Source organism: Streptomyces vastus, assembly GCF_039532825.1.
Lineage (GTDB): Bacteria > Actinomycetota > Actinomycetes > Streptomycetales > Streptomycetaceae > Streptomyces > Streptomyces vastus.
Map to the genome: position 1 here is coordinate 298,706 of NZ_BAAASJ010000022.1, position 12,137 is coordinate 310,842.

The window sequence follows — 12,137 nt, forward strand, 5'->3', positions numbered from 1 at the left end:
CGGCGCAGGGCCGGTCACCCAGCCGGTGGCCGGCCTGCGGCTCGTCGCCGAAGACAGCGTACGGCCGTCGCTTTCTCACCGGCGGTTTGTCATCACCAAAGTCACTGATCTGCTCCAGTCCGTGAAGGGAGAACGACATGTCCGAGGTGACACGCAGACGGTTTCTCGCCGCCGGGGCGGCGGCTGGAGCAGGAATCGTGCCGGGTGGGTGGACGGCCATGGCCAGGGCCGGCTCGGCCGCGCCGCCGGAGGTTCTGGCCGCCAACGACCTCGCCCTGTGGTACGACAAGCCGGCCGGCGCGGACTGGCTGCGGGCACTGCCGATCGGCAACGGACGCCTCGGCGCGATGGTGTTCGGCAACGTCGACACCGAACGGTTGCAGCTCAACGAGGACACCGTCTGGGCCGGCGGTCCGTACGACTCCGCCAACACCCGCGGAGCGGCCAACATCGCGGAGATCCGGCGGCGGGTCTTTGCGGATCAGTGGGGGCCGGCGCAGGACCTGATCAATCAGACGATGCTGGGCAGCCCGGCCGGACAGCTGGCCTACCAGCCGGTCGGAAACCTTCTGATCTCCTTTGGCAGCGCTACCGGTGCGTCGCAGTACAACCGGACGCTCGACCTCACCACCGCCACGGCCATCACGACCTACGTGCTGAACGGCGTGCGGTACCAGCGTGAGGTGTTCGCCAGCGCACCCGACCAGGTGATCGTGGTCCGGCTGACGGCCGACCGGGCCAACTCCATCGCCTTCAACGCCACATTCGACAGTCCACAACGGACTACGGTGTCCAGCCCGGACGGGGCCACGATCGCCCTCGACGGCATCTCCGCCGCCATGGAGGGCATCGCCGGGCGGGTCCGGTTCCTCGCCCTGGCCAACGCCGCCGTGACGGGCGGCACGGTCAGCAGCTCGGGCGGTACGCTGCGGGTCTCCGGCGCCACCAGCGTGACGATGCTGGTGTCGATCGGCTCCAGCTACGTCAACTTCCGGAAAGTCGACGGCGACTACCAGGGGATCGCGCGGAGCCGCCTCAACGCTGCCCGCAACGTCGGCATCGACGAACTACGCAGTCGGCATCTCGCCGACTACCAGGCGCTGTTCAACCGGGTGTCGGTCGATCTGGGACGTACGACGGCGGCCGACCAGCCGACCGACGTACGGATCGCACAGCACGCGCAAGTGAACGACCCGCAGTTCTCCGCCCTGTTGTTCCAGTTCGGCCGGTATCTGCTCATCTCGTCCTCGCGGCCGGGCACCCAGCCGGCGAACCTGCAGGGCATCTGGAACGACCAGATGGCTCCGTCCTGGGACTCGAAGTTCACCATCAACGCCAACCTGCCGATGAACTACTGGCCCGCCGACACGACGAACCTGTCCGAATGCTTCCTCCCGGTCTTCGACATGATCAACGACCTGACCGTGACCGGCGCCCGGGTGGCCCAGGCGCAGTACGGCGCCGGCGGCTGGGTGACGCATCACAACACCGACGCGTGGCGGGGCGCCTCGGTCGTCGACGGGGCGCAGTGGGGGATGTGGCAGACCGGCGGCGCATGGCTGGCCACCCTGATCTGGGATCACTATCTGTTCACCGGTGACATCGACTTCCTCCGCTCGAACTATCCGGCCCTGAAGGGCGCCGCCCAGTTCTTCCTCGACACCCTGGTCGCCCACCCGACGCTCGGACACCTGGTCACCAACCCGTCGAACTCTCCCGAGCTCACTCACCATGCGAACGCCACCGTCTGCGCGGGACCCACCATGGACAACCAGATCCTGCGCGACCTTTTCAACAGCGTCGCCCGCGCCGGCGAAATCCTCGGCGTGGACGCCGCCTTCCGCGCTCAGGCAGCGGCGGCCCGGGACCGGCTGGCGCCGATGCGGGTCGGCTCCAGGGGCAATATCCAGGAGTGGCTGGCCGACTGGGTGGAGACCGAGCGGGCTCACCGGCACGTCTCCCACCTGTACGGTCTGCATCCGAGCAACCAGATCACCAAGCGCGGGACACCCCAGTTGCACGAGGCCGCGCGGCGGACGCTGGAGCTGCGCGGTGACGACGGGACGGGATGGTCGCTCGCGTGGAAGATCAACTTCTGGGCACGGATGGAGGACGGTGCCCGGGCCCACAAGCTGGTCCGGGACCTGGTGCGGACGGACCGGCTCGCGCCCAACATGTTCGACCTGCACCCTCCGTTCCAGATCGACGGCAACTTCGGCGCCACCTCGGGCATCGCGGAGATGCTGTTGCAGAGCCACAACGGCGAACTGCACGTGCTGCCGGCGCTGCCGTCCGCCTGGCCCACCGGGCGCGTGAGCGGACTGCGCGGCCGCGGCGGATACACCGTCGGCGCCGAGTGGAGCAGCGGCCGGATCGAGTTCGTCGTCACACCCGACCGAACCGGTGCCGTCCGGGTGCGCAGTCGGATCTTCGCCGGCGACTTCACGCTGCAGGACGATGCCAGCGGCGAGCCGGTCCAGCCGAAGCGGCTCGAGGCCGATCTCATCGAGTTCGCCTGCCAGGCCGGCAACACCTACCGCGCGTCCGCACTCAGGTCGGGGCCGGTGGAGGCCGGCGTGCCCTATCGGCTGGTGGCCCAGCACAGCGGCAAGGCTGCCGACATCAACGGTGCGTCCACGGCCCCCGGTGCGCGGCTGATCCAGTGGCAGATCACCGCCGGTCTCAACCAGCACTTCGAGTTCCTGCCCTCCGACGGCGGGCACTACAAGATCCGGGTCGGGCACAGTGGTCTGGTCCTGCACGTCGCCAGTAGCAGCAGCGGCGCCGACATCACCCAGCAGCCGGATACCGACGCCGCCGGCCAGCAGTGGCGGGCAGTCGACCACGGCGGTGGCGTGATCAGTCTGGTCAACCGGCAGAGCGGCCTCGCCCTGGACGTGTGGGAGGCCTCCACCGCCGACGGAGCCCGCATCTCCCAATGGGCAGCCACTGGTAACACCAACCAGCGATTCCAACCCCACCGCATCTAGGGCCAGGGCGAACTGCGGCCCGACCAACCAGGAAGAGCCATGTCACCGAGCAGCGAGGGAGTCGCATGATGTCGATCCGCAGATTGTTCTTCGGGCGAGCCGTGGTAGCGGCACTGCTCGTTCTCGCCATGGTCGGCGTGGCAGGAGTCAGCGCTGCGGCCGGCACGTCGCCCACCGCCGGGGCCACACTTGCGGGGACTGCCGGATGCGGACGTGCCCCCACACTGACGAACGGTACGCACACGATTCAAAGCAGCGGTAAGAATCGCTCCTTCATCCTGAGCATCCCCGAAAACTACGACAGCACCCGCCAACATCGATTGGTCTTCGGATTCCACTGGTTGGGTGGCACCGCCGGGCAAGTCGCCGGCGGCGGAAGCGATGGCGATGTCTATGCCCACTACGGACTCCGGCGACTGGCGAACAACAGCGCGATCTTCGTTGCTCCGCAGGGCATCAACAACGGCTGGGGCAACTCCGGCGGCGAGGACGTAACCTTCGTCGACGACATGATCAGACGTATCGACAACGACCTCTGCGTCGACACCACGCAGCGCTTCGCCCTCGGGTTCAGCTACGGCGGAGCCATGAGCTACGCACTCGCATGTGCCAGGCCGAACGTCTTCCGTGCGGTCGCCGCGATAGCCGCGCCTGGGGGGATCAGCGGGTGCAGCGGGGGCACCCAGCCCTTCGCGTACATGGGAATCCACGGCATCAATGACAACATCGGCGCCGGTCGCGGGATGCGGGACAGGTTCGTCAGGAACAACGGCTGTACTCCCCAGAACCCGCCGGAGCCCGCGCCGGGCAGCCGCACCCACATCACCACCGCCTACTCGGGCTGCCGAGAGGGGTATCCGGTCGTCTGGGCCGCGTTCGACGGAGGTCACCAGCAAGGCCCCGTGGACGGGTGCGCCGGCTGTGAGAGCGGCGCCCGGAGCTGGGTCAAGGAAGAGATCTGGAGCTTCTTCACGGGTGCTGACCCGACACCGAACCCGACCACATTCCGGCTGCGGAGCCAGTCCGCCGGCCGATGCCTGGACGTCAGCGGTGCCAACTCGTTCAACGGCGCCCAGATGATCACCTGGGACTGCCACACCGGCACCAACCAGCAGTTCACTCGGACCGGACAGACCCTGCGGGTGATGGGTAGATGCCTGGACGTGCCGAGCAACGCCGCCTCCGGCGCCCGAGCACGGATCTGGGACTGCACCGGCGGCGCGAACCAGCAATGGAATGTGAACACCGATGGAACCGTCAGCAACGTCCAGACCGGGCTCTGCCTGGACGTCGACGGCGGCAGCACCGCCAACGGCGCTGCGGTGATCGTGTGGAGCTGCCACACCGGCGTCAACCAACGCTGGGCCCGAGCGTAAGCAGAGGTGTGAAGGCGGCCGCAGTAGTCGCGGCCGCCTTCCTCTCCAGTCGGCCCAGCCTTTCGGAAGTCTGTCTCGGCCTGACCGCACTTTGGGCCCAGCGGGCTCGTTGCCGTCGGCGCCATGGCCGTCATCGAGTCTGACCGCGCCATGCCAATAGCTGGGCGAGCCAGAACGTCACACATCAGGCGAGACGAGTCGGCGGCCCGGCCGGTGTGCAGCACGACGGCCACTGCCACTAGGACGCCGCTGAGCCCGAGCCTGCCCACGGTGAGGTGCCGCGCGGCAGCCGCGCCCTGGCGCTGACTACTCCAGCGGTGGCGGCGCGGCCGACGCCCCAGCCGAGCGGCACCAAGCGCGTTACGTGGGCAGAGTTCGTCGAGGCCGGGTTGCTCAGGCAGTACGGTGCCATTCCCGTCCCTCGCGGATGGCGATGGCGGCTTCGGCGCGTTGTGTGTGGGCGTGCCGGTGCAGCTCCTCGGTGCTGTGGGCGTCGAGGGCGATGGTGCGGCGACTGGGCTCGACCCGGCCGGCACCGGGCCGTCGGCCGGGTCGGCCGGCAGCCGGCCGACCCGGCGGGGTTGACCGCGTTACCCTGCGCCAGCGCTGCACCGACCGGACGCTGACCCGCAGGTCGTGCGCGATGACCGCGTTCTCGTAGCCCTGGGCGAACCGCTCGGCCGCCTCCACCCTCGACTTCTCGCGGAAGGCCCGCCGCTCGTCGGTCAGCCCGCCCCCTTGCGCATACCTCATGCAGTCTGCATACCGCAGGGATCATGAGCCGTCAGCCCTTGCCGACACCACGCGCTGAAACTCAGTAGATGTGTGCCGAGGAGGGCGCCTGAAAAGTGTCCGCCCAGGTCAGGCGCCCTTTCTGCGCCTAGAAGAAGCCCAGCTTCTTCGGCGAGTACGACACCAGCAGGTTCTTCGTCTGCTGGTAGTGCTCCAGCATCATCTTGTGGTTCTCGCGGCCGATGCCGGACTGTTTGTAGCCGCCGAACGCCGCGTGTGCCGGGTACGCGTGGTAGCAGTTCGTCCATACCCGGCCTGCCTGGATCGAACGGCCCGCGCGGTACGCCGTGTTCATGTCCCGCGTCCATACGCCGGCCCCGAGCCCGTACAGCGTGTCGTTGGCGATCTTGATGGCGTCGTCGAAGTCGGCGAACGACGTGACCGAGACGACCGGGCCGAAGATCTCCTCCTGGAAGATCCGCATCCGGTTGTCGCCCTGGAAGATCGTCGGCTGGACGTAGTAGCCGCCGGCAAGCTCGCCGTCGTGCTCGATACGGTGACCGCCCGTCAGTACCTTGGCGCCCTCCTGCTGGCCGATGTCCAGGTAGGAGAGGATCTTCTCCAGCTGGTCGTTGGAGGCCTGGGCGCCGATCATCGTCTCGGTGTCGAGCGGGTGACCGGTCTTGATCTGCTCGGTACGCGCGACGGCCGCGTCGAGGAACTCGCTGTAGTGGCCCTGCTGCACGAGCGCCCGCGAAGGACAGGTGCACACCTCGCCCTGGTTGAGCGCGAACATCGTGAAGCCCTCGAGCGCCTTGTCGCGGAAGTCGTCGTCCTGGGCCCAAACGTCGTCGAAGAAGATGTTCGGGGACTTGCCGCCGAGTTCCAGCGTCACCGGCTTGATGTTCTCGGAGGCGTACTGCATGATCAGCCGCCCCGTCGTGGTCTCCCCGGTGAAGGCGACCTTCGCCACGCGCGGGCTGGACGCGAGCGGCTTGCCCGCCTCGACCCCGAACCCGTTGACGATGTTCACCACGCCCGGCGGCAGCAGATCCGCGATCAGGCTCATCCAGTAGTGGATGGACGCCGGAGTCTGCTCGGCGGGCTTGATGACGACCGCGTTGCCCGCGGCGAGCGCCGGGGCCAGCTTCCACACCGCCATCAGGATCGGGAAGTTCCACGGGATGATCTGCGCGACCACACCCAGCGGCTCATGGAAGTGGTACGCGACGGTGTCGTCGTCCAGCTCGCCGAGCGAGCCCTCCTGGGCACGGATCGCCCCCGCGAAGTAGCGGAAGTGGTCGATGGCGAGGGGGATGTCGGCGGCCAGGGTCTCGCGCACCGGCTTGCCGTTCTCCCAGGTCTCGGCGACCGCCAGCTTCTCCAGGTTCGCCTCCATACGGTCGGCGATCTTGAGGAGGACATCGGCGCGTGCGGTCACCGAACTGCGGCCCCAGGCCGGGGCGGCCGCGTGTGCCGCGTCAAGCGCGCGCTCCACGTCCTCCGCCGTGCCCCGCGCGATCTCCGTGAACGCCTGCCCGTTCACCGGGCTCGGGTTCTCGAAGTACTGCCCGCGGGCCGGCGGCACATATTCGCCGCCGATGAAGTGGTCATAGCGCGCCTGGTAGGAGACGATCGCGCCGTCGGTGCCGGGCGCTGCGTAACGGGTCATGCTCTTCTGCCTCCCGGGGAAGGACCGCCCGCCGTTGGGCGGCTCTCGGCGCGAGGGTAGAAGCGGAGACGTTGCAGATACGTTGCGCGGATCACGAACCGCTGGGGCGGGTCAGTGTCCTGCCCACCCGGGCGGCGCCGACTGCTCGGACTCCAGTTCCTTGAGGCGAGCCCGTACGGGCGCCGTCGGGCGTATCGCGGCGAGCGTCCGCCATACGTCGAGGTCCTCCTCGCCCCACGGGGCGTGCGCCCAGTCCGCCAGCAGGTCCGGATCGCGGCGGGCGACGAGTGCCGCGCGCAGCCCGTCGGCGAGCCTCCGGCGCAGCCGCACCACCTCCGGTGCCTGCGAACCGGGCAGTAGCGGACCCGCGTACGCCCTCGCCGCGGCCGTGACCGCCCCAGTGCCGAGCCCCCGCTCCACGACCGCGATGTCGGACTCCACCGGAACCGCCAGCCGGTACGGCCGTGAGCCGAGCAGCCCCGCGCCGAGGAGCCGCCGCAACCTGGCCAGCTCCGCACGCAAGGTCACCGGCGTCACCGACTCGTCCTCGTACAGCGCGCACAGCAGCTCATCGCCGGTCAGGCCTTCCGGGTGCCGGGACAAGAGCACCACGATCTCACTGTGCCTGCGGCTGAGGCGCAGCTTGCGGCCGCCCGCCATGAGAAGCGCCTCATCACGGCCCAGGGTGGTCAGCCCGAGCGTGTCGGTGGTGGTCGGGGCCGGTGTCAACAGAGCCAGTTGGGACTCCGCTGCCCGTGCCACGGCCTGCACGAAACCCAGGCTGTGAGGATGTGCGAGCCAGTCCCCACCGGTGATGTCGACCGCGCCCAACAGCCGCCCCGTGCGCGGATCGTGCACAGGAGCCGCCGCGCACGTCCACGGCTGCACACGCCGGATGAAGTGCTCGGCCGCGAACACCTGCACCGGCCGGTCGAGAGCGACCGCCGTACCCGGAGCGTTCGTACCGACCGCCGACTCTGCCCAGCGTGCACCCGGTACGAAGTTCATGCCATCCGCCTTCTGGCGGGTCCCCGCGTGGCCCTCGACCCACAGAAGCCTGCCCTGCGCGTCGCACACCGCGAGGAGATGCTCGCCGTCCGACGCGAACGTGCCCATGAGCTCACGGAACAGCGGCATCACCCGGGCCAGTGGGTGCTCCGCACGGTAGGAGCCCAGGTCGCCGTCTGTGAGCTCCACGGATGCGGTGCCGTCCGGTCCCACACCGGCCCGTGCCGAGCGACGCCACGAGTCGGCCACCACGGAACGCACCGGCCGTGGCACCGTGCCGGCCTCCGTGAACGTTTCGTGGGCGCGGCGCAGCACCCGCACCCTCTCGAGGGGATCGGACCCCGGTTCCAGGGCCACCCATGGATCGGACAACTCGGCCTCCCCGGAATGCGATGCGGTCGGGGACATCGTCACTCCGGTGACGAGCGCGGACAAGCGCCACGACCAGGCTTGGTACGGGCGCTGTACGGGCTCGTCCCGGGCCCCGGTTGCCTTCCGGCCTCAAGGGCCCTTCCCTCAGGCGGAGTTGACAAGTCTCATATACCGTGTCCAGTCCCAGTGCGGCCCCGGGTCGGTGTGGTCCGAGCCCGGCACCTCATAGTGCGCGAGGACGTGCGATCGGTCCTTGGGGATGCCGTACTTGGCGCAGATCGCCGCGGTCAGCCTCGCCGACTCCTCATACATGGCGTCGGTGAAGTATCCGGGCTTGTCCACCCAGCCTTCGTGCTCGATGCCGATGCTGCGTGTGTTGTAGTCCCAGTTGCCCGCGTGCCAGGCGGTGTCGCGCTCCCGCACCATCTGCGCGACACGGCCGTCGGCCGACCGCACGACGTAGTGCGCGGACACGTTCTTCTCCCGGTTCTGGAAGATCCGCAGAGCGGTCGTGTAGGACGCCTGCGTCACATGAATGATCACGAAGTCGATGGGATGGCTTCTCGGACGGTCGGAGACCGTGTAGTTGGAGGGGCTCGCCGGGATCCACTCGGCGGGCGGGTAGTCGAACGCCGGGGTCCTGGCGCCCGCCCGTGTGCTGGGCAGTAGCGCGGTGGAGAGTGTGGCGAGGGCGGCTGTCTGCAGGACGCGTCGCCTGCTCGGAAGTGACTTGGGCCAGAAGCCGGCACGGTTCAAGGAAGAACTGCCTTTCGGTGGTCAGTGGTGGTGAGCCGTTTCGCGCAGCCGAGCGTGCAGCCCGCGAGATATCTCGCGTTGAGACAGCCACTCCCTGCGGAGCTTGGCCACGCCCGGGAACTCGCACACCACCGACCCGTTCCGGCACCGCAGCAGCGCTACTCCTGACATGTGAATCCCCGATCCCCCGGTCCTTGGGCACACGGTCCATGGAAATGCCTCCGCCGCCCGGACATCGGGCGCCTCGCGTGAATTACGGTACGGCGCCTGCTGGTTGAGGCGGAAGTGGGTAGGCCGAGTCCGTGGACAACACTCGAATTGTGGATAACTCCCTCACCCACAAGGGGGATTGGGGCAGGAGATACGGCCGGCGGAGGGGGCTGGAACAGGCTCCACACGGGTGATCAGCCCGGTCTATGCCCGGCTCGCCACCGCCGCCGGATCATCGAGCACAGCACGCACCACCGAGTGCGCGGCGCCCAGCAGCGGACCCTCGGGCCCCAGCCTGGAGACGGCCACCGCGCACGCGGGACCGGCCGTGCGGCGCGCCAACTCCCGTTCCAGCGAGGGCAACAGCCACGGCGCGAGTTCGGACAGGGCCCCGCCCAGCACCACGGCTTCGGGATCCAGCAGATTGACCGCGCCGGTCAGCGCGATGCCCAGCGCGGTTCCGGCGTCGTGCAGAGCCCGCCGTACGTCCTGGTCATCCTGCGCGGCGCGCTCGGCCAGCAGCCCGACGCGGTCCTCGCCCGGTTCCAGCCCTGCCGCGCGCAGTACGGCCTCCTCGCCCGCGTACTGCTCGAGACAGCCCCGCCCGCCGCACGCACAGGCCGGCCCGTCGGGACGTACCGGCACATGCCCCAACTCGCCCGCGAACCCGTGCCTGCCGCGCAGCAGCCGGCCGTCCACGACCACCGCTCCACCAATACCGATCTCCGCCGAGACATGCAGAAAGTCGCGCGGGGCGGCCTCGTTGAGCCAGAGTTCGGCGAGCCCGCCGAAGTTCGCCTCGTTGTCGACCGTCAGCGGGAGTTCACCGGGCAGCAGCGCTCCGAGGTCCGTGTCCTGCCAGTCGAGGTTGGGGGCCCGTACCACCGTCCGGGCGTCGCGGGCCACCAGTCCGGGCACGGCGACGGCGAGACCCGCAGGCCACAGGCCTTCCCGGTCCGCGTCGGCGACGACCTGGCGTACCAGTGCGGTCAGGTCACTCAGCACCGGTTCGGGTGACCGGCCCCGGTTGGCGCCGTGGCGCACCGCCCGCGCCCGCACCGCGCCGCGCAGATCCACCGCGCACACGGCGAGATGGTCGACGCCCACCTCGGCGCCGATCCCGGCGGGACCGTGCCCGCTGACGGCCAGCGCCGAGCCTGGCCGCCCCACCCGGCCTGGGCGCTCGGGGCCGAGCTCTTCGAGGAGCGCCGAGCGGATCAGTTCGTCCACGAGGGTGGAGACGGCCGCCCGGGTCAGCCCGATGCGGGAGGCGACGGCGGCACGGGACAGCGGCCCCTCGGCGTTGACGGTGTGCATCACGCGGGAGAGATTGCGGCGGCGCATGCCCTGCTGGGTGTCGGGCAGTCGGCGGCCGGGACTGCTGGGGTGGGCCTCGTGCAGTGGTGCGGTCATGCCTCCGTCAGTCCTCGTCCGTCCGGCCCTGTCAGGGCTGTCCTGGTCAGTGCGGGCCGACGCCCGCGGAGGTGGGTCTCGTCAGCGCTGATCCGGTCGGCGTTCCAGCAGCGGGGCCGCGTCGGAGAGTACCCCGGCGATGCGCGCCAGTGCCGCCTCGTCCCGCTCCACCGCCTCGAGCACCGGTCCGCGCGCGGTGTCCCAGCGTCGGGCCACCGCCGCCGGGTCCTCGCCGGTCAGTACGCCCGCGGCCTGTGCGGCGGCCCCGAGCGCGACCAGCTCCTTGGCCTCGGGCACTTGAACGGGGCGCCCCGACAGACGGCGTACGGTCTGCTGCCATGCTGTTCCGCGCGCGCCCCCGCCGATGAGCAGGATGGGAGCCGAGCGGTCAGCGTCCGCGTCGAGCACCAGGTCGAGGGCGCCGAGCAGCGAGTGGACCGCTCCGTCGTACGCGGCCTGCAGCAGCTGACCGGGCGTCGTGTCGTGGCGCAGTCCGTGCAGCAGCCCCGAGGCGTGTGGCAGGTCGGGGGTCCGTTCGCCGTCCAGGTAGGGGAGCAGGGTCACGCTCGTGCCCGGCTCGACGGCCTCGCGATCGATGCCCAGCAGAGTGGCGACGCGGTCCACGGCGAGCGTGCAGTTGAGGGTGCAGGCCAGCGGCAGCCAGTCGCCGCGCGCGTCGGCGAAGCCCGCCACGGTCCCGGTCGGATCGGTCGGGCGGCGCGTCGAGACCGCGTACACCGTGCCGGACGTGCCGAGGCTGAGCACCGCGGTGCCCGGCCGCAGCCCGAGCCCGAGCGCAGCGGCGGCATTGTCCCCGGTGCCCGGAGCAACCAGCGTGCCCTTGGAGAAGGGCAGGTCACCGCTGTCGCGTACGGTTCCGACCACCTCGCCGGGCCGGACCACCCGGGGCAGCATCGCCGGATCGAGGCCTACGTGGCGGAGGATCTCCTCGTCGTACGCCTCGGTCCCGGACGCCCACCAGCCCGTACCGGACGCATCGCCCCGATCGGTCGTCCCCAGACCAGTGAGGCGCTCGGTGAGGTAGTCGTGGGGCAGCCGCACGGCCGCGGTCGCGCGGAGCGACTCGGGCTCGTTCTCGGCGAGCCACGCCCACTTCGTGATCGTGAAGGAAGGGCCCGGCACGCTGCCCGTGCGCTCGGCCCAGGCCTTCGGGCCGCCCAGTTCTTCCACCAGGCGCCGGGCCTGCGGGGCCGACCGCACATCGTTCCACAACAGAGCAGGACGCACCGGAACGCCCCGGGCGTCCAGCGTGACGAGCCCGTGCTGCTGGCCGCCCACGGACACCGCCGCGGCCTCGTGCGCCGCGTCGCCGCACTGGTGCAGCGCCTCGCACAGCGCCTCCCACCACTGCCCTGGATCACTCTCCCGGCCCGCTCCGGAGGAGACGGTGTGCGGCGCCTGTCCGCTCGCCACCACCTCTCCGGTGGCCGCGTCCACGACCAGCGCTTTGGTGGACTGGGTGGACGTGTCCACGCCGACGACGAGCGGACCCTCGGCTGCTGACATCGGGCTCTCTCCCTCTTTTCCGCGGCTCCGCGGGATACGGCCTGCTTCCGGGCGCCCGGACCGACACAGTCCGGCTTTCAC

General features: G+C 70.0%; 7 protein-coding genes and 1 pseudogene. 2 read left to right on the forward strand and 6 right to left on the reverse strand.

All coding sequences use genetic code 11. The features are described from left to right. The first annotated feature begins 137 nt into the window (after positions 1-137). Positions 138-2,990 carry a glycosyl hydrolase family 95 catalytic domain-containing protein gene (locus tag ABD357_RS11105; RefSeq protein ID WP_344389391.1) on the forward strand — a complete coding sequence of 951 codons (2,853 nt, stop codon included), beginning with the start codon at positions 138-140 and terminating at the stop codon, positions 2,988-2,990. Between the two features lie 65 nt (positions 2,991-3,055). Then, a complete protein-coding gene (locus ABD357_RS11110; RefSeq protein ID WP_344389392.1) occupies positions 3,056-4,366 on the forward strand; it encodes an RICIN domain-containing protein in 1,311 nt (436 codons plus the stop codon). Positions 4,367-4,951: 585 nt separating this feature from the next. Here ABD357_RS11110 and ABD357_RS11115 read toward each other — a convergent pair. From ABD357_RS11115 to xylB, 6 genes and pseudogenes are all read right to left on the reverse strand, one after another. Further along, a pseudogene (locus ABD357_RS11115) lies at positions 4,952-5,119 on the reverse strand (helix-turn-helix domain-containing protein); the annotation flags it as partial. Between the two features lie 127 nt (positions 5,120-5,246). After that, positions 5,247-6,770 carry an acetaldehyde dehydrogenase ExaC gene (gene exaC / locus ABD357_RS11120; protein WP_344389393.1) on the reverse strand — a complete coding sequence of 508 codons (1,524 nt, stop codon included), beginning with the start codon at positions 6,768-6,770 and terminating at the stop codon, positions 5,247-5,249. Positions 6,771-6,881: 111 nt separating this feature from the next. Next, positions 6,882-8,186 carry a GAF domain-containing protein gene (locus ABD357_RS11125; RefSeq protein WP_344389395.1) on the reverse strand — a complete coding sequence of 435 codons (1,305 nt, stop codon included), beginning with the start codon at positions 8,184-8,186 and terminating at the stop codon, positions 6,882-6,884. A gap of 108 nt (positions 8,187-8,294) precedes the next feature. Next, entirely contained in the window at positions 8,295-8,906 is a 612-nt protein-coding gene (locus tag ABD357_RS11130) for an N-acetylmuramoyl-L-alanine amidase (RefSeq protein ID WP_344389397.1), read from the reverse strand. Between the two features lie 414 nt (positions 8,907-9,320). Continuing rightward, on the reverse strand, positions 9,321-10,529 hold the full coding sequence (locus ABD357_RS11135) for an ROK family protein (protein WP_344389399.1): 1,209 nt from the start codon (positions 10,527-10,529) through the stop codon (positions 9,321-9,323). Between the two features lie 81 nt (positions 10,530-10,610). Continuing rightward, complete coding sequence (gene xylB, locus ABD357_RS11140) at positions 10,611-12,056, reverse strand: xylulokinase (RefSeq protein WP_344389401.1); 1,446 nt, start codon at positions 12,054-12,056, stop codon at positions 10,611-10,613. Positions 12,057-12,137 lie beyond the last annotated feature (81 nt).

Bases quoted from the DNA above. Each gene is read 5' to 3' on its own strand.
- ABD357_RS11110 (WP_344389392.1), top strand. From the start codon at position 3,056: ATGATGTCGATCCGCAGATTGTTCTTCGGGCGAGCCGTGGTAGCGGCA.
- ABD357_RS11105 (WP_344389391.1), top strand. From the start codon at position 138: ATGTCCGAGGTGACACGCAGACGGTTTCTCGCCGCCGGGGCGGCGGCT.
- exaC (WP_344389393.1), bottom strand. From the start codon at position 6,770: ATGACCCGTTACGCAGCGCCCGGCACCGACGGCGCGATCGTCTCCTAC.
- ABD357_RS11125 (WP_344389395.1), bottom strand. From the start codon at position 8,186: ATGTCCCCGACCGCATCGCATTCCGGGGAGGCCGAGTTGTCCGATCCA.
- ABD357_RS11135 (WP_344389399.1), bottom strand. From the start codon at position 10,529: ATGACCGCACCACTGCACGAGGCCCACCCCAGCAGTCCCGGCCGCCGA.
- xylB (WP_344389401.1), bottom strand. From the start codon at position 12,056: ATGTCAGCAGCCGAGGGTCCGCTCGTCGTCGGCGTGGACACGTCCACC.